Source organism: Leptolyngbya sp. 7M, assembly GCF_018128485.1.
In genome coordinates, this window is sequence record NZ_CP070897.1 from 500,812 (window position 1) to 520,082 (window position 19,271).

General features: G+C 50.0%; 19 protein-coding genes and 2 riboswitches. Of the genes, 10 read left to right on the forward strand and 9 right to left on the reverse strand.

Annotated elements, in window-relative coordinates; translation table 11 throughout:
* Positions 1-23: 23 nt before the first annotated feature.
* Complete coding sequence (locus JVX88_RS02445; RefSeq protein WP_211625416.1) at positions 24-299, reverse strand: hypothetical protein; 276 nt, start codon at positions 297-299, stop codon at positions 24-26.
* 252 nt (positions 300-551) lie between these two features.
* Here JVX88_RS02445 and JVX88_RS40390 point away from each other — a divergent pair, with 252 nt between their 5' ends.
* Both JVX88_RS40390 and JVX88_RS40395 read left to right on the forward strand, forming a co-directional pair.
* Positions 552-734, forward strand: coding sequence for a transcriptional regulator (locus tag JVX88_RS40390; RefSeq protein ID WP_211625418.1), 183 nt, complete (start codon positions 552-554; stop codon positions 732-734).
* Between the two features lie 41 nt (positions 735-775).
* Positions 776-898 (forward strand): hypothetical protein, encoded by a 123-nt coding sequence (locus JVX88_RS40395; protein ID WP_211625419.1) that lies wholly within the window; start codon positions 776-778, stop codon positions 896-898.
* A 226-nt stretch (positions 899-1,124) separates the two neighbouring features.
* Here JVX88_RS40395 and JVX88_RS02460 read toward each other — a convergent pair whose 3' ends face one another.
* The 5 genes from JVX88_RS02460 to JVX88_RS02480 form a co-directional block, all read right to left on the reverse strand.
* Positions 1,125-2,027 (reverse strand): amidohydrolase family protein, encoded by a 903-nt coding sequence (locus tag JVX88_RS02460; protein ID WP_211625421.1) that lies wholly within the window; start codon positions 2,025-2,027, stop codon positions 1,125-1,127.
* Between the two features lie 53 nt (positions 2,028-2,080).
* Positions 2,081-2,731 carry a TonB-dependent receptor plug domain-containing protein gene (locus tag JVX88_RS02465; protein ID WP_211625423.1) on the reverse strand — a complete coding sequence of 217 codons (651 nt, stop codon included), beginning with the start codon at positions 2,729-2,731 and terminating at the stop codon, positions 2,081-2,083.
* Positions 2,732-2,762: 31 nt separating this feature from the next.
* A riboswitch (cobalamin riboswitch) is annotated at positions 2,763-2,892 on the reverse strand.
* Entirely contained in the window at positions 2,856-3,626 is a 771-nt protein-coding gene (locus JVX88_RS02470) for an ABC transporter ATP-binding protein (protein ID WP_211625425.1), read from the reverse strand. It overlaps the preceding riboswitch by 37 nt.
* 5 nt (positions 3,627-3,631) lie before the next feature.
* Positions 3,632-4,579 (reverse strand): FecCD family ABC transporter permease, encoded by a 948-nt coding sequence (locus tag JVX88_RS02475; RefSeq protein ID WP_211625427.1) that lies wholly within the window; start codon positions 4,577-4,579, stop codon positions 3,632-3,634.
* Positions 4,580-4,610: 31 nt separating this feature from the next.
* Positions 4,611-5,495, reverse strand: a complete 885-nt coding sequence (locus tag JVX88_RS02480; protein WP_211625429.1) for an ABC transporter substrate-binding protein — start codon at positions 5,493-5,495, stop codon at positions 4,611-4,613.
* A gap of 156 nt (positions 5,496-5,651) precedes the next feature.
* Positions 5,652-5,784, reverse strand: a riboswitch (cobalamin riboswitch).
* A 177-nt stretch (positions 5,785-5,961) separates the two neighbouring features.
* On the opposite strand from JVX88_RS02480, the gene JVX88_RS02485 reads away from it, so the two are divergent.
* Positions 5,962-6,288 carry a hypothetical protein gene (locus JVX88_RS02485; RefSeq protein ID WP_211625431.1) on the forward strand — a complete coding sequence of 109 codons (327 nt, stop codon included), beginning with the start codon at positions 5,962-5,964 and terminating at the stop codon, positions 6,286-6,288.
* A gap of 167 nt (positions 6,289-6,455) precedes the next feature.
* Here the strand turns inward: JVX88_RS02485 and JVX88_RS02490 are convergent, their stop codons facing one another.
* Positions 6,456-6,653, reverse strand: a complete 198-nt coding sequence (locus JVX88_RS02490; RefSeq protein ID WP_211625432.1) for a hypothetical protein — start codon at positions 6,651-6,653, stop codon at positions 6,456-6,458.
* 80 nt (positions 6,654-6,733) lie between these two features.
* Between JVX88_RS02490 and rsmI the strand changes: the two genes are divergently transcribed.
* The 3 genes from rsmI to JVX88_RS02505 all read left to right on the forward strand — a co-directional run bounded on the left by rsmI (position 6,734) and on the right by JVX88_RS02505 (position 9,898).
* Complete coding sequence (gene rsmI / locus JVX88_RS02495) at positions 6,734-7,678, forward strand: 16S rRNA (cytidine(1402)-2'-O)-methyltransferase (RefSeq protein WP_211625434.1); 945 nt, start codon at positions 6,734-6,736, stop codon at positions 7,676-7,678.
* Between the two features lie 127 nt (positions 7,679-7,805).
* Positions 7,806-9,110: a hypothetical protein gene (locus JVX88_RS02500; RefSeq protein ID WP_211625436.1), complete on the forward strand. Its 1,305-nt coding sequence runs from the start codon at positions 7,806-7,808 to the stop codon at positions 9,108-9,110.
* Between the two features lie 137 nt (positions 9,111-9,247).
* Positions 9,248-9,898 carry an outer membrane beta-barrel protein gene (locus tag JVX88_RS02505; RefSeq protein ID WP_211625439.1) on the forward strand — a complete coding sequence of 217 codons (651 nt, stop codon included), beginning with the start codon at positions 9,248-9,250 and terminating at the stop codon, positions 9,896-9,898.
* Between the two features lie 56 nt (positions 9,899-9,954).
* Here JVX88_RS02505 and JVX88_RS02510 read toward each other — a convergent pair whose 3' ends face one another.
* Positions 9,955-11,124, reverse strand: coding sequence for a phosphodiester glycosidase family protein (locus tag JVX88_RS02510; protein ID WP_211625441.1), 1,170 nt, complete (start codon positions 11,122-11,124; stop codon positions 9,955-9,957).
* 376 nt (positions 11,125-11,500) lie between these two features.
* Between JVX88_RS02510 and JVX88_RS02515 the strand changes: the two genes are divergently transcribed.
* From JVX88_RS02515 to JVX88_RS02525, 3 genes are all read left to right on the forward strand, one after another.
* A complete protein-coding gene (locus JVX88_RS02515) occupies positions 11,501-14,971 on the forward strand; it encodes a TonB-dependent receptor (RefSeq protein ID WP_211625443.1) in 3,471 nt (1,156 codons plus the stop codon).
* A gap of 120 nt (positions 14,972-15,091) precedes the next feature.
* Complete coding sequence (locus JVX88_RS02520) at positions 15,092-15,853, forward strand: DUF4388 domain-containing protein (protein ID WP_211625445.1); 762 nt, start codon at positions 15,092-15,094, stop codon at positions 15,851-15,853.
* Positions 15,854-15,950: 97 nt separating this feature from the next.
* Positions 15,951-18,170 carry a chromosome segregation SMC family protein gene (locus JVX88_RS02525; RefSeq protein ID WP_211625447.1) on the forward strand — a complete coding sequence of 740 codons (2,220 nt, stop codon included), beginning with the start codon at positions 15,951-15,953 and terminating at the stop codon, positions 18,168-18,170.
* Here the strand turns inward: JVX88_RS02525 and JVX88_RS02530 are convergent.
* Positions 18,124-18,633 carry a fatty acid desaturase gene (locus JVX88_RS02530; RefSeq protein ID WP_211625449.1) on the reverse strand — a complete coding sequence of 170 codons (510 nt, stop codon included), beginning with the start codon at positions 18,631-18,633 and terminating at the stop codon, positions 18,124-18,126. The genes JVX88_RS02525 and JVX88_RS02530 overlap by 47 nt on opposite strands.
* Positions 18,634-18,905: 272 nt before the next feature.
* On the opposite strand from JVX88_RS02530, the gene JVX88_RS02535 reads away from it, so the two are divergent.
* The gene (locus JVX88_RS02535; protein WP_211625451.1) at positions 18,906-19,259 is read left to right on the forward strand and encodes a hypothetical protein; all 354 of its coding nucleotides are present in this window, start codon (positions 18,906-18,908) and stop codon (positions 19,257-19,259) included.
* Positions 19,260-19,271: the final 12 nt, after the last annotated feature.

Consider the following 19,271-nt stretch of genomic DNA (forward strand, 5'->3'; position numbering starts at 1 on the left):
TTACTCCTTGGTTTCCTCGCTCTCTAGACCTGGCAAGCTCCAGGTTTCCAAAATGATCTTTTAACTCCAATAATTCTGTGGAAGTTAGACCAGCCACGGTGCCAATCCGGTTCAAGTTTGATCACACCGTAAATGTGATCCATGTCGCTATTATCAAAAGCCCGCAGCTTCGCGAAACTTTCGGGCAGCGTTATCGTCATAACCCTTCCCCTCGTATTTTTTATTACCCTGCCTTCATACTTCGCTGGTTCAATGGTCCCGTCGATCGCGAGGACCCCAATTTTATCTATCTTCGGCATATGAAACTTCTCTCCCATTTCAGCGACAATTTACGTCCTTCAATATTGAACTTCGCATTCCTTCACCGACCTTAAGTTCGGATCGGAAGAATTGCCACGGCCGGCCTGAGGAGCTATGGCAAAAGAATTGACAAGTCGTCCGGCCAAGTCAGAAGACGTTAAATTCGTGGAACTTGCGCGGAGTTGCGGTTAGAATGCGGTTATAGATTGATTAGAAATTTGTTAGAGAAGCGTAAGTGATTGTAGGAGAATATGTTATATAGGTTCGGCGAATTTCTTCTCTGCCCAGAAGAGAAGGTTTTATGGCACGGCAAGAGGCACATCCAGCTCACACCGAAGATGTATGAGTTATTGTTGGCATTCCTTGAAAAGCCCGGAAAGATCCTTGAGAAAGAATATCTTCTTCGCACTGTTTGGCCGAATAGCTTTGTATAGGATGGCAATATCTCTTTAACGTCAGACAGTTGAGAAAAGTCTTGAATGACAGTGCGCAAGCCCCAACGTACATTGAGACGCTGCCCAGGCGTGGCTATCGCTTCATCGCAGACGTCAAACGGGTGATCGAAGAAGTAGATACTAAAAATTATATCAATGTTTAGATGAACCTCAACTGAGGGTTCTATTAGATCTCAGCGATGATGAAGTGAACGAGGTCTCCGGTATATCCGTTTCACCTAGCGGAAACAGTATATCGATAGTGTTGGGATCTTGGAGACACGATGCGATCTTGTTAAGCGGGATCAGATAGGTTGATACGGAAATGAAAAAGGCCGCCAATGGAGCGATCGATAGGCGGCCTTATTAGATCAGCAGTTAATAAGCTCTCTATTTCCGATCTTTGAAACTTTCAAACAGTTCAGTATGTCGGCTTGTGAGTGGGATCATGCGGCCATTGATGAACATATGTTTGATATTCGTGCGGGGATCGAGAATATCACCGTCCGTAACGACGATATTTGCCATCTTCCCGACCTCGATCGAACCCACTTTATCAGCGATCCCAAGTATTTGGGCAGGATAGATGGTTACTGATTTTAGCGCCTCTTCACGCGGGAGGCCGTAAGCACCCGCAAGACCGGCGTGATAGGGAAGGTCTCTTGCTTCCGCGCCGATATCGCCTGTCGAAATAGCAAATTGAACGCCGGCCGAGTGCAGCTTTGCCGGCCCCGCAAAAAGATAGTCGTATTCATCATCATCGCGGACCGGGAGGCTGTAAATATGCGTAAAAATGACCGGCACATTAGCCGACTTAAGCTCGTTTGCGACCTTGAAGGCTTCCTGACCACCGACAAGAATGCCCTTAACCTTCATATCCGCGATAAATCTCAGGACCGCACGGATATCACGTTCACGTTCGGCCGTAAATACTATCGGCTTCTCACCGCGGACGTAAGGAACCATTGCCTCTAGTGCAAGATCGGTTTTCGGCATCGGAATGGATTTGTCCTTTGCATAGGCGTCCATTGCCCGTCCGTAGTTCAATGCATCAGCAAACTGCTTTTTAAGTGTTTCGACAGCAGTATCACGGCGGCGTATCGCCTCATTTAGATCGACCTGCGGCCCGCCAAATCCGCCGAAACCGCCACCAAATCCGCCGCCTTGTGCGACTCGTGGGAAATTAATGACCAAAGCTGCTTCGCGAACAATAGCCATCTCACCTTGTGTTGAACCATTAAGGTTGATGATCGTTCCTTGACCAGCGATAACACCACCGCGCGGCGCAGACATAACAGTAGTTATGCCATTTACACGTGTTACGTTTATGTGCGAGGAGTGAGGATTTACTGCAAGAAAAGCTTTCGCATTGGCATTGTTTGGTGCGATCTCGGCAATGTCAACGGTCGCACATTTGTTCCATAGGTTGTCTCTCCGCGAAAACGGCCAAGCCCGAGCCCGCCAATCGCACCGGCGATCTGTCCGTGCCAACCTGTTCGCGGATCGGGCGTAACAAAATTAACTGTGCCCCCGATAGAATTTGTTCCATAAATCGACGACCCCGAACCTCTTAACACCTCGACGCGTGAAACGCTGGTCAGGGTGATATCGCTCAGGAATGGTGATGCGTCTCCTGTGATCGCGGCCGAATCGCGAAGCCGCACGCCGTCGATCAAGATCGCGGTGTCCTGATTGCGCAGCCCGCGTGTCTTTACTGAAGCGGTCCGGCCAAATCCGCCCAATTGCTGCACGCGAAAACCTGGCATCAGGCGCAGCGAATCAACAAGTGTAATGTCTGCCCGCTCACGCAGCTGCTGTCCGCTAATCGTATTAACGGTCTTTGAGACCTCGTCGATCGGCTGCGGCAGATCCGCCGAAACTGTAACAGTTTCCCTAATGGTCTCCGGAGTTGGTGAAGGTGTTGGGGCCGGGTCGGCCTGTGCTGAAACGCCGCTAGCAAGAAGCAGCGCAAAGATGAATGTAAAAGTGATCTTCATATTGTCCTCTTCTGCCCACACGCAGAATGGTTCCGTGCCAAGACAAACGAGCAAAGTTCCCGACTTTAACGGTTGCGTGGGCAGCGCCGGATTTGCACCGGTCTTCCTTTGTGTCGAATGCCGATCAAAATACGTTCGTTACCCGAACGTTCCCGCTTGCCGGATTTATATCCAGCAATGTGTTTACACCAAAAACTTCCCTAATGTTCGGTCCTGTCAATACATCCGTTGCCGCTCCGGCGACATAGATAGTCCCTTGTTTCAACAGCAGTAGCTTATTGGCGAATTCCGCAGCCAGATTCAAGTCATGTGTGATGACGACTGCTGAATAGTCTTCGGAATCACACCTTTCGCGAACTAGCCGAAACATCATTGCCTGATGCCGCAGGTCGAGATTAGCCGTCGGTTCATCGAGCAACAGTATCTTTGCATCGGTCGCTATAGCACGCGCCAAAACCACACGCTGCCGCTCACCGCCTGAAAGTTCATTCATCAGCCGCGAACCGAAATCCGCAAGATCGCATTCGGATAGGGCTCTCTTTGCCGATTCAATATCGTCTTCCGATTCCCAACCGAATGCCGAGCCGCTCGCGAACCTGCCAGACAAAACGAACTCGAGGACCGTTACCGGAAACTTGGTCTCGTTCTCCTGCGCAACCACCGCGATCCGCTTTGCTATCTCGCGCCGCGAATATGTTCCAAGCGGCTTTTCGTCAAGCAAGATATCGCCCTCGGCCACAGGAAGTATTCCGTTTAGGGCTTTGATCAGCGTGGTTTTTCCCGCACCGTTCGGCCCAAGCAGCGCGATCATTTCACCTTCGCGCATATCAAAAGAAATATTGCTCAGCACATCGCACGGGCCGTATCGTATTGTGATGTCCTTGACTGAAAGCATACGTATTAACGGCGCAGTAAATAAATGAACAACGGTGCTCCTATCAACGCAGTTATTGCACCGACGGGCAATTCTCTAGGAGCGATCGCCGTCCGCGCAACGGTATCCGCCAAAACCACGAATATCGCTCCAGAAATCGCAGACATCGGAACGACCAGCCGATTATCGCTGCCGACCGCAAGCCGCACGAGATGAGGAACTATCAATCCGACATATCCGACCGAGCCGCTCGCTGCGACTGCGGTCCCGACCAAGACGCTTGCCACCGTGAATATGGTGATGCGAACTCGGCCAACCTCCACCCCAAAATCAAATGCGTCGCGTTCGCCGATCATCATTAGGTTAAGAGCACGAGCCTGAGTTGAAAGTACAACCGTTCCAACGGTAGCCGCCGCAAGCGTCATATAGAATCCATCGTAGGTCGCCTGCGACAGATCACCGAGCAGCCAGAATGTGTAACCTCGCAGGCGAGCCGCATCAAGCAAACTTGTCAGCAAAACGATGATCGACGAGAGAAAAGTTGTAACGATCACGCCAGACAAGACCAAGCGCTCCACGTTCATTCCCGCGCGGCTTTTTGCCATCTGATAGACGGCAAAGGTCGCAATTATCGCACCGGCAAAGGCGAGTAACGGACGAGCCCAAGCAAGCCCATCCAGAAAAACAAATGCCAGCAATGTCCCCAATGCCGCTCCGTTCGAAACGCCAAGGAGATAGGGCTCGGCCAACGGATTCCTTAGCAAAGCCTGCAGTGAGGCTCCCGCAATCGCCAAACTTGCTCCGACACACGCCCCCAGCAATACGCGGGGCAGCCGAATATCGAATAAGATCGCTCGCCCCTGCTCCGTCATTTCAAATACCGAGACACGCTCGCTTCCAAGCAGAATGGCTGAAACCAACGTCACCACCAACGCCGCGATCAAACCAAACCAAAATGTTTCTTTTTTCTTCAAAAGCTGGCTGCCCGAAGCTTTTCGTAAATTTCTACTTATTCAAAAACCCGGCGATCTGTTCGAGCGCATCGGCCAAACGCGGGCCCGGCCGTGACAGGATGTCTGCGTTGACGCGAATTATTCTTCCATTCTTTACGGCCTTTGAATTGCTGAAAACAGTATTCGGCTCGCGGTTATCGTCGCTGTCCGACAGAACTATCACATCAGGATCCATTGCTAACGCTGTTTCCTTGCTGATCTTTGGATACCCGCCAGTGATATCCTTCGTCAGCGAAATGCCGCCGGCGAGCTCGACTAGCTCTGTCATGAACGAATCACTGCCGATGGTGAACAAAGGCTCGTTCGATATCTGAAGGAACACCTTTGGCCGCTCGGCTTGTTTGACCGTGCTTTCTACATTCTTTTGGCGCTGTTCGAAATCCTTGGCGGCTTTTTCCGCTGGCTCATTCGTCCAGAACATCTTCCCAAGGCGTCGCAGACGGTCCGGAACGTCGTCGATCTTCTTTACATCCAGGACGTAAACCGCGATCTTTTGTTCGGTTAGCAACGTTGTAAAAGCCTCAAGCTGTGAGGCGGTTGAAACAAAGACCACCTGCGGCCTTAGGGCAACTATGGATTCGATATTGGGCGTTAGCGTATCGCCGACCTTTTGGATGTTTACGGTTTCTGCCGGATAGTTGCAATAGCTCGTCACACCGATCAGACGATCACCTGCTCCGGCAGCAAAAAGCATTTCTGTAATGCTCGGAGCAAGCGAAACGACCCGGTTCATCGGAACCGGCACCTTCACCTCACGGCCAAGATCGTCGGTAAATGTTCCCGTGACCGGCCCGTCGGGTACAGCGCGTCGGGTTTCACAGCCAACAAGTAGGACACCGCACACTACAAGAGCCATTACTAACGGGCCATTTTTCAAAGACCGATATCCTTTCATTTCAGTCAAGCACAAATCTGAGATCCAAAATCCAAGATAAAAACGCCCTGCTCCTCCTTCGCGCGCGTATGCGAACAAGAAGAACAGGGCGTCAAAACTTCGCCTTTGTTGGCCTGTCGTGCTTTTACGCGAAACACGCTATCGGCAAAATGCTGCTGTCGGTGACCTGACTTATCGGCAAAATTTCCGAATCACAGTGACGCGATCGTGCGGGATTCTCACCCGGCTTCCCCCTTGAAACTGAACTATTACAGCAGCGTTCCAATTTAAAAGAGCAAGTGGCAGATTATTACGCCATGGCTGCAGAATGTCAACCCTTACCATACTGATATAGCGTTCGTTTAGTAATGGACTTTATTCACTAAGGCATGGTTGTATGGTCAGTGAACTCTCTTGCGATCGGTTAATAAGACAGTGGTAAGATCATATTACGGAAATAGGCTATGAAATGAACATTATCAGTCAAAACGACAATTCTCCTCCTGCAAGACGACGAAGACGGCCACGCCAAAGCACCCCTGTTTTTGTTCTTGAAATGATCTCGGCAGTTGCCGGTGCAGGTGCCGTGATCGCGGGGCTCGTGTATATTGGTGGCCGGTTTTGCTGGTGGGCGGTGCCGGGTTCAACTGGCGGCGGCCGTCGCGACTGCGGGAATATGGCGAAATATCTCAAAAGTGAACGTCTTGCCGATCCAGGTTTTATTCCATCCGACATGGTTTCGCTCGGTCACTGGGGTCTTGCTGATCCTGATAGCCGTTATCTTCGGGATCATTAGCTTCATTATTGACAGAATTCAACGCGGCCCTAAGTGGATCACATCGATTCGTTCGGCAATCCGGAGGTTCGGCTGAACTCATTCTTGATCCGGCATCCTTAACGTGGATTCTTCGGAAGAAGTTGGATCCGATGCTGATACACTCCAGGGCCCAACAATACTCAAGATCACGTTGTTAACCTAGTCCGCATGAGTCCCGAGCAGGCCTGTCCGCCGCCTTTTATCGCCACGTATCTCGAATTAGGGACCATGTTTTCGGGCCGGTCGGCAGTAACTTCGATCGGAAGGATTGGTTCCGCATCGACGTTGATCACCACTGTCGGCACATTGATCTTCTCAGTGTAAGCAGGGAACCTTCCACCCACGTATCACCACATTTTAAAGTTCCGATTTGTTATGCACGAGTTGCAACGTTCCGATACAAAAGAACAAGTGGCAGAATATTATGCCGAATCCGGCGATTGTCAATATGGCAAACCGGGCCCCGGTATATGTTCTGCCCGTGGCAAGTCTTTGCTATGATTTAGCCGAACCGGAGATGGAAGATAAAAATAACGGTAAACTTTTCATTGTCTCAACACCGATAGGCAATCTTGGCGATATTTCATCTCGGGCCCTGGAAGTGCTCTCCTCGGTCGATCTGATCGCCTGCGAGGATACGCGCCACACCCAAAAATTGCTAAATCATTTCGGGCTCAGAAAAAAGACGGTCAGTTATCACGAGCATAACGAGCGTGAGCGGTCGGACCACCTTGCAGAACTGCTTATCAAAGGTTCAACGATCGCCCTAGTTTCCGATGCTGGGACGCCCGGCATCAGCGATCCCGGGAATGAACTTGTTAAACGTGCGATCGATCTAGGTATTGAAGTAACCCCTATACCGGGAGCTGTAGCATTCGTTGCAGCTGCATCAGCCAGCGGGCTCCCTACCGATAAGATATTTTTTGAAGGATTTCTGCCTGCGAAAATAACAGAGCGACGAAAAAGGCTTGCCGAGCTAAGGTCCATTGGTGCAACACTTATCTTCTATGAAGCGCCGCACAGGATCACTTCCACGCTCACTGATTGCCTCGATATTCTCGGAGACCGTCGCGCATCGCTTGCGCGCGAACTTACCAAAGTACACGAAGAGTTCCTCCGCGGCAAAATTTCTTCGATGATTTCCTCCGTTTCATCTGCAAAAGCTCGCGGAGAATACGTTCTTATCATTGACCGGGAACGCGAAAGCGATCTTGAAAGGCCGAGCACTGAAAGGCCCTTGATCTCTGAAAGGATAGCCGAACTGGAGGCCGCAGGCGACGATCGCCGAACAGCCCTGAAAAAGGCAGCCAGAGAATATGGACTCAGCCGTTCCGAAGCGTACAGAAAATTGCATTCTGAGCAGGAATAATGGAACGTTTCGGCCTTTTTGGTTTCTGAGCGAGTATGCTTCTGCGGTCAAGCAACTATTTTGAAATTTCAACATTCTGAATAGGCGCTGATTCTAATTTCTTTTTGAAATCTGGAGCTTTACGAAAATGATCAGGTCGCTAATTTCGTTTGCCATGGTGATCGTTCTCCTGGCCGCAACATTTATAAGCCCTGTGGAAACACACGCCCGCCGGTGCGGCGAAAAAGAACCGGAAACACTTCTTTCTCTTTATAAGCGTAGTAGCTTCATTTTTGTCGCCACCTTCGACCGAACAGAAGATGGCGGACTCGTCGAACAAGGCGATGATTACAGCGTGCGCCGCGAGCTATCGTACTTTACCGTCTCCAGGGCACTGAAGGGCGAAACCCGCAAGTCCTTCGTCCTAGAGGAGAAAGAATATCGTTATTCTGGCGAAGAGACCTCTGACGGCGACGGCGAAAATGAAGTTTCCGAGGATACTCCCGTCGCGGGCCCGAGCGACCATGAGGAAGATGGAGAGCTTTATGGCCGTCCGAAGCTTAAACAGGACGATACGGTGATACTGTTTCTCCGCAAAGCTTCTGAGGGCGAACAGCTCGAACTTGTTGACTATCGTGATGCGATCAGAAAAGCGAAAGATGAAGATCTGGCCACATACGAAAAACGTATTAACGAGCTTAACGTGATCTTCAATGCCGCCGGTGATAAGGACAAGGCAGTGGTCGAATGGTTGATCTCGTTGATCGATGATCCGCTGACCCGTTGGGACGGTGCTTACGAACTCCTTCTAGGATTCTATCAATTGGATTGGATTAAGGAAGAGGAATCGCGACAAGCAATCGAAGGAAAAAACGAGACCGAAGGTTCGGCTGAAGAAGAGTATGAGGTCGATGAGTTGGAGCGGGCTGAAATGGAGATCTCGTCCGATCGGCTTCGATACGCTCGCTTGGTAACTGAAAACCATAAACAAGGACTCTTGAACTTGCTCGTAGAGGAGCTTGCCAATGCCGAGCGAGGCGAAGACGGCAAACATTCTTCGTTGAACGAAGGTAACGACGCCCTTCTCGGACTCGTAAAGCGTTGGGGTGATAAGCGGCTTGCCGGGCATTTACTTGATCGCTTAGCGGCAGGCGTTGGTGAAAACTACGAAAAGTACCAACTGATGGACAATATCGCCTCCATCTTGAAGAATGAAGAGCTTACGTCGCTCGCCGAACAGTTCGGCAACCATCTTTATATGGACGACAACGCGACCGTTGAAGATGATGATGAAAATGCCGAGCCCGAAGCGAATTCAGGGGATGAAAGCGAAAAGATCGAGCAGAATAGAGATGAACCTTCGGCTAAACTTCCAACCTACGGCGAAGTTCGTGCCGAGGCGCTCGCAAAATTTATCCACGCCGCAAATCTTTTGCTGACAACCGAAGCATAATATCCCGCATCTGGGATAGAGTGTTGCACAATTTCAAAGTGTAACAGCCTGACAAATTTAGCAGTATCGAATTTGTTAGGCTTTTTTGCGCCCTCAGATGCGGGCCTATTTCTATCATTCATAGGAGTGTGATAATTATGCGAAAATTTTTTGTTTCCGCGGCGATCGCCGCATTTGCTTCGGTCGGGATCTTCGGCCAATCCTCTGACTTCAAAAAAGGGGAATTTTTTGTCGGCTATTCTAATAATCAGGTCGATACCGGCATCTCACCCAACGACGATTTCAGCAATATCGTCGGTGAACGCGAGACCTTTCATGGATTCAATGTTTCGGGGGTATACAATTTTAGCCGCTATTTTGGCTTGAAGGGAGATATCTCAGGCGGTTACAACAACAAACGTTATGATTTCACGGTACCGCTCACGCCGACCGGCACCGGAAGCGTTGGTTTTGACACCAACAACTCGCTTTACAATTTCCTCGGCGGGATCCAGATAAAGGACAATTCATCGGACGCACGCGTCAAACCGTTCGCTCACATAATGGGTGGTGCGGGACACGGCCGTGTAAAGGTGAAAAACCTTGTCTGCTCGACCGGAGTTGATTGTTCCGGTTTTTCGGGAACAACGTCTGAGACCGGCCTTGCCGGTGCCTTCGGTGGTGGCCTGGATGTAAAACTTACCGACCGGGTTGACCTCCGTGTTATTCAGGTTGATTACAATCCGATCCGGTTCGATAACGCTACGACACACAATGTGCGCTTCGGCTTCGGATTTGTATTCAAGTAAATTGAACGAACCTAATAACGAAGGCTGTTCGGCTAAATGTCGGGCAGCTTTCTTTTTTACGAACGCACCCGCGATGAAACAATGATGGCATCGCCTATCTTCCGCTCTCCGTTGGCATCCGAAGGTTTGTTCATCACCTTGCCATCGAGAACCATTGTTGTCGAGCCTCCGCCGTCAAGGTTGATCGCATCGACTGCTCCGAGACTCAGGAGATATTCTGCAACTTCCTGCAGCGTCATCCCGACGCTTACGCCGGGCTGCCGGCCATCAACCGTGATCATCAGGAGTTTGCCATCCTTCATCTTTGCAACCGCCGTCCGCGGATGACGGCTTTCCGCAAACGAACGACTTGCTTTTTCCGCTTCCCATGTCAAGGCAACCTTTCCGTTCTGTATCAAATGTGAGACGCCGTTGGTAATATCCTCTGCACGGCTAAATGCGGACGAGGGAACCATCGTATCAAGCGAAGAATGATGCACCACAATTTTTACACGGGCGTTCAGCCTCGCCAACCTTCGAAGCTCGTTTCCCTGCATTCCACTTGCTGAGATCAAATAAGCGTTCTCCGGGATCGGATTGCTGCTATCGCTGGTGATAATTCGTCTTATGCGCCCGTTCTGCACAATAAACTCGACGCCTCCCGGACGGGTTAACGAGGTATTGCCGAATGCCTTTGTATAGATAACGATGTCGTCGGCCTGTCTTTCGCGATTTATCCCAGCCTTGAATTCCCTCGCCTTTATTATGATGGAATAGCCCAAATCCGCTCGCTCGAACTCTACTTTGGTCTCGACCCGACCATTTTCGATCATCATTGCTACCCGACCGTTAAGCGATTCACTCAAGAGAACACCATCGGTCATAAGCGCACCTGCTGGATCGCCTGCAAAAATGCTATTGTCAAGCCGAAAGAAACCTGCATTTATGGCAGCAAGGGCACCATGTCTTGCCGCTATGGAGGACGTTGTCTCAGTACCCACGACCTGGTCCATTCCAAGCTTTACATCCAGTCTCACTTTTCTCAGATCCAGTCGAAGCACGTTTATCGCCACAGGATCTTCACCGATCCTGTGCTCGACTCGCGCATGTTCAATACCCGGATAGACCTGCCTGAACTCCTGAGCGGCTGAACCGACACACAGCAAACAAACAAGCCCCAACAACAAATACGACCGATCTGTGATGGCGAACAGAAATTTTCCCCTCGCCACGGAAAGGATTTTCATTCTGAGATTATAACTCAAGGTCGGGAAGAGGAAGGCGAGGCAGTAATTGATCATTTTCACGGCTTAGATCAACAAGTCATCAGGAAATCTATGAATGGCAAGAAATATCGCAGAATCATAGACTTGCGCAAAGTTCTATTAGGTTTACTTTTTGGCAAACAAATCAAAAATAGGCAGTATAGGCGGACGTGTTAAACATTATGTAATATATGTATTTCGTGAATTAGAGGTCGTGATTCGCGATCGAGTTTCGTAGTATAGCCATCACTTACAATAGTCCTTGGCCGGATGGTTATCTTTTACCCCTTTACATTTCGGATAAATCGCTTAGAATACTTCCAACTCGCTCTCACCAATACTCTTACAGGAGCTTTAGATGAATTTCTCATTGGGCAGAACTCTGTCTCTGTTTGTCTATTTGTTTGTTTTTGGGCTTTATATTCCGGTTCATTCTCAAGATCTTGATGATGTAACGATATTTGGCCAGGTGCTAGACCGAAATGGTCAGGCGGTCATCGGTGCCACGGTAACCGCCGTTCATATACAAAGCGGCACGGAGCGCATTTTGGTAACGGACAATTACGGACAATACCGATTTATAAAACTTCCCCCTGGAATTTATGAGGTAAAAGCAGAAGCGCAGGGGTTCAGCACAAAAAAACGAATTGGGATCGACGCCCTTTCTGGCCAGGCTCTAAAGCTTGACCTTGACCTTGAGCCGGCGAAGGTAGAAGCATCAACCGTTGTTACTGTTGATGATGAGGACTTGCCGCTTATAGATACGACCCGCACGATAGTTGGTTCGACATTAACGGAACGCGAGGTCGAAGAGATCCCGAACAATGCCCGCAATCCGCTGGATCTGGTCTTGACCCTCGGCGGCACTTCAGAAGAGGCTCTTTCAACGAGCGACCTTGCGGAAGACAGAGATGCGAACCCAAGAAGCACGCCATTTGAACAGGGAAATTTTTCACTTTCCGGAGGGACGTCCTATTCCAACAACATTACGATCGCCGGACTGGACAACAATGACGACCGTTCCGCACGCGACCGGTTCCAGCCCTCGCTCGAAGCGATCGCTGAGGTCCAAGTGATCAGAAACCAGTTCTCCGCCGAATACGGGCGAGCGTCAGGCGGCCGTGTTAATCTTCGGACGCGTTCTGGCACAAATCGTTTTCGCGGAAGAGCTTTCTTCTTCTTCCGCGACGACAGCTTCAATGCGAATTCCTGGTACAACAACTCACGCGGCATCCCACGCCTTCCGTTCACCCAATACAATCCGGGCTTTACGCTAAGCGGACCGATCGTACTTCCCTTTTATGATGGCCGCCGTAGAACATTCTTCGCTGTGGCATATGAATACCAGCGGTTCGAGGACACAACTCTGATCGATACTTTTATACCCGTTGACCCAAATCCAAGATTTCAATTGCCGGCCCCGAACGGTTCTGCTCAGTATTGCGACGCCGCCGGCTCACCGCCGCCGCCATGCACGGCCGGTGTTGGGGCCGTCTCGCAATTTACCTCAATAGTACCAACGCCAAATTCGGGCAACATCCTTACCGCCCGGATCGATCATAGGCTAAACAAGGCAAACACTTTTACGTTCGGCTTTCAATTCGGCAGGCGAAAGAACCGACGAACACCCGGCTTATCAGCAACAACAAGACTGGAAGAGGCCCTACAGGCTCGCCGCATTTATACCGACGCCTTCAATGTTACAAATAACCATGTTTTTAATGCATCGCTAGTGAATCAATTCCGATTCCAATGGTCAGTGTATAAGCCAAGTTTTCAAACTAATAATCCAGGTGATCCTGTCGTTCTGGTAAGTTATCGGAATCCTATAACAAATGCGGTGCAGACATTGATCGCCGGGAATTCATCGGCGAATTCGCTGCAGAATTTCGCAGACACCAGGACCGAAACTCGCTATCAGATACAGGACACGCTTACATACGTAAAGGGCGCACATACGTTGAAATTTGGCTTTGACATTCAAAGCGTTGATTCACGGGCACGCGCACTCGAAAACGGGACCGGGACATTCAATTTCAGCTCGGTGTTCAATTATTCAAACAATTCGGCAACACGCTTTCGCCAGAACTTCGGTCAGGCAACGGATGTTAAGAACACCTATTTCGGCATTTTCTTCAACGATGAGTTTCGAATAAGACCAAACCTCGCCATAAACTACGGCCTTAGATATGAACGCGAGACCGCGGTTTCAGATAACAACAATTTTGGACCAAGACTCGGCGTCGCATGGGATCCTTCGAAAAATGGAAATGGTGTTCTTCGCTTCGGTGCAGGTGTGTTTTATAATCGCGTCCTTCTCCGAACTGTCGGCGATTTTATTCAAAATCAGGGCGGCACGCTTGTTCAATTCGACACGAACACTATTCCAACCTCAACCGGTCCGAATACGCTTAACCCTAGAAACCAGATACTCAATGCGATATCGCAACAGTTTCCTTCGGGATTTGCATCACCTGATCAGATACGTGCCCTGATATCCGCACAGAATTGCGGTCCGATAGCAAACCCGTCTCCATGCAATACTAATTATGGTTTCGCTCGGTTTACGGGAAGTTCGGGAAATCCATTGCGTTCGGTTGACCCCGATCTACGCATTCCTGTCAGCTATCAATTCAACGTCGGTTATGAACACAAGATCGGCCGAAACTGGGTGGCAGAAGCGAACTACACCTGGAACAAAACGAACCGGCTTTGGCGCGAATACAATATCAATCTTCCGTTACTCCCTGCGGGATACAATGACTTTACCTCCTACCTTCTCGCGAATCCGTACATATTCACAAACTTTAACGGAACCACGCGAACATACAATTTCTACCTAGGACCGACCAACGATACATCAGGGGTTTCGACAAATCCGGCCACACAAACGGGGACGTGCGGGACAACGGTAAATGTCACTTGTTGGATCAACCTCAATACACTGAATACATCAACGGTCGTCCCGAATACCAACGCCGGCGACGGAGTTTCTTCAAATTCGATCGGGGGTCCGATAGCTATTGCCCGCGAAGCCCTTCGGCATCTTCGGCCGGATCCGAGCGTTGATGAGATGGAACGTGTGGCCTCGATCGGGAATAGTCAGTATCACGGTCTCGTCTTGGAACTGCGACGAAGATATCGGAGTCTGGGATACGGCTTCGGGCTTTCTACGCGAATGGCTTACACGCTTTCCCGTACTATGGACGACGGCCTCAACAATACGACCAACGCAGAGGTAAATGGAGATTTTAGGCGTGAATGGGCCCGCGCCCGTCAAGATAGGCTGCACCGGTTCTCGATGTCCGGCGCTCTCGATACACCGCGTTGGCTCGGAAAATTGCGTTTTTCGCCCGTTTTTCGATACGGCAGCGCTAGCCGGTTTAGTTTGGGATACGGTATCGACCGAAATCTTAACGATACTAGTACCGATCGCGTTATATTTTCCGGAAACCTAAAAGACATCAGATGGCGAAAGCCCGGTTCGCCGGTCCCAACCGCTCTGCTTTCTCAGTTCTCGTTGCAGCCGATCGGAGCGGTCAGCGGAAATCTTCCTCGAAATGCCGGGACTGGCCCGAGCCTTTACATCTTTGATCTTGGGATAACGCGAGAGTGGAGATTTGGTGAAAGAAGGCGGCTGCGGCCGAACATTGAGATCGGCAACGTTCTAAATATGGCCGTTTTCAGCTTCGGATCGGAATTCATCGATCTTGTCGCTGCCGGACCCAACCCAACTCCTACACAACAGCTGGCACTACAGAATTTCCTAGTGCCGACCCGTACCTATCGGCAGCGTGATATTCGATTCGGCGTGCGGTTCGATTTTTAGCGAGCGACCCTCGTTAGAGTGTTTCGTGTTTTTGGGCTTTTCGGACAATGAAAAATAGTGACTTGTATAGGCGATTTGTGATAGTTTAATAATGTTGAACCTGCTTGTTCATTGTGGTCTATGAACGTCTCAATCGCCGAACCAACCGTACCGGTCACAGAGGTCTCGATCGAAAGCGTATTGCTCGATGCAGACCTTTTCGTCAAGTATGCCTCGCCGGAGAAAGCCTTCAAGCTTTTGAAAGATTCGCTGGAGCGAAGCCCGCGCTCCATCCCACTAAGGGAAAAGATGCGCGATCTGTGCATTTCGCAGAAGAATCTGACCGAAGCGGCTCGGCAATGCCTAGCGCTTGTAACACTTTACATCGGCCGCGAGGATTTCGATCTGGCATACGACCGGCTTCAGGAAGCCAAGCTCTTGGACCCAAGAATTTCTGTAGCACCTGGTTTGGAAGCCATTCGACGCGCCCGGCGTCCGGATTATGCCGTAAGCCGGGACCGATCGCCCCAAAAGGTCCGCACCGACGTTACGCTAGCTGGAAACATCGGATACGTAAGCATTTTTGACGCCGTTCAAGTGATCGAAAATGCAAAGATGACCGGTCTCCTAGTACTCAAATCAGAATTGGCTCTCGCCAGCGTTGCGTTCAATGAAGGCCGGATCGTAGATGCCGAATGCAACGGAAAGAATGGAGTAATGGCTTTTCGCGAGATCATTGAGCTTTCAAGCGGGACCTTCGAGTTTACGACTGCAGACCACGAGTTCCCGGTCGTAATTAATGTTTCAAGCAATACCAATTTCCTTCTGGATGTTCTGACGGAACTCGACAACGAGCGGGCCGAGCAGCAAGGACTTCGGAACGTCGGAAGTGAACTCGTTTGAATGCTCTTGCCACATTCCCCTGACAATATCTAGGTTGACTAAAACTACTACATACCCCAAAATATAGTGCTACCCAAATTGGTAAGCACTATATACGATGTTTAAGCTTCAGCGGTTAGAGATAACCGGATTTAAGTCTTTTGCAGACCACACAGAAATAGTTTTCACCGGAAATGGCATAACGGCAGTCGTTGGTCCTAACGGCTGCGGCAAGTCTAATGTATCGGATGCTATCTCTTGGGTGTTGGGAGAGCAACGCGCCCGTTCGCTCCGCGGCGGCGAAATGAAGGACGTAGTTTTTCAAGGCACAAAGAACCGGAAACCATCCGGAATGGCGGAAGTAGTCCTGCATTTGATCCGCGACGAGAATGTTTTCGACGCAGAAGACAGTATTCTTGAAGACATTGATGAAACATTAAGCGAGATCGACGAGCTTTCGGTCGATGTGGACGCACTCGAAGCTCCACAGGAAAGCGAGTCTGTCGCTGAAACCGCCGGATCGGAGATGATTGCGTCTTTACCGGAGGCAAATGGAGTAAACGGCGAATTGGTCGAGGTCGAAACTGTTAAGGCTGCTCAGGTGGGTTCTGCACAAGTAGTAGAGCGTGCCGTTAAAACTAAACGACATTGGAAACCGCGAACCTTTGCCCTTGAGTTTGCTCCGGGTGAGGCGGTCTCTGTCACGCGCCGTCTTTATCTTTCCGGCGAAAGCGAGTACCTGTTGAACGGCAAGAGTTGTAGGTTGCGCGACATTCAAGACCTTTTCGCGGGTACCGGACTTTCCGGGGCACATTACGCGATCATAGAACAAGGTCGCATCGGACAGATACTTTCCGCGAAACCGGGCGACAGACGAAACCTCATTGAAGAGGCAGCAGGCATCTCAAAATTCAGGATGCGCCAGCGTGCCGCAGAATCACGTTTGGAATCGGCGAAGACGAATCTCGGGCGGATTTCCGACATAGTTTCTGAGGTCGAAAAACAGGCAAATTCACTCCGTCGCCAAGCAGCCAAGACACGACGATTTACCGTCCTGCAGGAAGAATTTCGCAACCTTTTGCGGTCACTTTACACCGCGGAGGACCGGCATTTTGCAGTACGGATCGAACAGCTGAATTCATCGCTGAAGGCAGCGATCGATACAGAAAAGAAACTAGCAGCAGACGTAGAACTGCAGGATGAGGCCGTCCGGCGGGCGACACATGATGCTCGAATGGCCGAAGAACAGCTTTCCGAGGTCAGGCGCCAGCACGCTGAGAACGCTTTGGAACGTGACCGAACGGAGCGTGAATATCGTTATCAGTCCGAACAGATCGTAGCCCTTGATCATCGAAATAAAACACTCCGCTCAGAAACAGAAGCTGCAGAAAAGCGGCTGCAGATAGCAAAGGCGGAACAGGGCCGATTGGAAATAGAAGAAAGAAAAGAGGCAGCCGAAGCGGATGAATCGCGAACGCTTCTTCAGGAAGCGGAAGCGTTCTATAGCAACAAGATCGATGATGTTCGCAAGGTCGAAAAAGAGATCGAAGATCGCCGTGCTGAACAGATGCGCCACTCGGCTGCCGTCGAAAGATCGGATGAGATCGCGCGACAACTGACCTTGAATCTTGAACGGCTTCATGAACGTTCCTCGGGCCTCTCCAATGAGGCGATGCGCGCGGAAGAAACTCTTCAACTGCATCGCTCCGAGTTAGATACAACCAGAAGTGAGCTTTCTGCAGAGCGCATAAAGCTAGATGGGCTTATCCTCGAAAAGAATGCTCTGACCTTTGAAACAGAAAATGCCAGAAACTCCCTACGCAGGGCGGAAGAAAATGCACAAAAGATAAACGAAGAGCTTGCTCGAGCTCGTAATCGCCTGGAAACACTGCAAGAGATAGAAGATAAGCGTTCGGTATATTCACCGCCGATTCAGAAGATCTTTGCTGAGCGATCATCGTTCGATGTTTCGGTTCATGGCGTTCTTGCGGACCATCTGAACGTTGCGGAACGATATGAAAAAGCCGTTGAAAGCGTCTTGGGTGGCTATCTGCAGTCAGTTATCGTAGGCTCTTACGATGATGCACGTGAGCTTTCAAACTGGATCGCTTCTGCAAATGCGGGACGTGTCCCGATACTTATCGTGCCCGGGATCGAAGACCATGAGATAGCGAGGTCGGATAATGAAGCTCCTACAACCTTAGGAGAGTCACTCGGGACATCACGCCCGATAATGGAAGCACTGCGGTCTGCATTTCCGCGAGAGCTTTCTGGTGGTCTCGTCAGCAAGATCAATGGTGTAGTTCCACGATTGTCGGGATGTAATAGTATTTATTGATCACCTGATGAATGGGATCATTCGCGAAGTCAGGGCAATACCGCTGCATATCAGCCCAAGTTTGGTTCTGCGCCTTTCCACGAAATATCCATCCCATATGTGCCCAATAGGTTCCGTTACGCGGGCTGTGCGGGTCACGATCCGTTTCTGTGAATGCATGATGTATGCGGTGCGTTGTGACCCAAGTCAGCGGGCCAGATTGCAGCGCTAGCGTTCCGAAAATGCTTAATGTGTATTCAAGCCATTTAGGAACCTTAAATCCGCGATGCGTTAGCAGGCGATGATAGCCAAGTCCGATGCCCAGACTTCCGGAGATCCACCAAAGAATGGCAGCTGCCGCAAGGTTTGCCCAACTAAAATTAATTAGTGCCCAAATAGCCAGGAGATGGAAAACGGTAACAAAGAAAAGTGTGCTCCAGTTCCAGGAAAGCCGTTGACCGGCGGATGGTATTGATGTTGTCATTTTTGCTCTTTTTGTGGTTTTCGGAAGAGGAAAAGTCCTTGATCTTAAGAGTAGCAGGTTCGTGGTGTGATGATTGTAAGACTTTTGTAAGACTTAGATCGGCGCTCCGTAATTGCGTTTCCGGTTATCAAAATATAAAATTCTATAAATTGAGCTAATGTGACCCGAGGTTTGCAGTGGGAACGATTAGATCGATCTCTTGTTCTCTTCCCCTCAATAGTTGTTGCGCAAAGCTCTCTCATAAAATGGAAACAGGTTTTTTGTTAAGATTTGTGAACGATCATATACATATCGTTCACCCTCCCGGTTTTACGTTCAGATCAGAATCGATAGATGAGGTATGGGGAACGATCGGTTCCGCGTGCAAGAAATATAGCTGCTTCAAGGTGCTTGTAGAAGTTCGCAAATTCGACCGTGAGTTGGACACTGCAGCAGCTTTTGATTCCGGTGTCGCAGCTTCAAAGATAGTTAAAGGTCTAAAGATCGCTCTTTGCTTTCCGGGATATGAACCGGATGATATAAGTGAATTCTTCAAGACGGTCGCATATAACCGAGGCACACTGGTCGAGTTCTTTCAGGATGCGGACGAAGCTCGTGAGTGGCTCGGTGTCAGCACCGGACCCTAAATACAGCTCTAG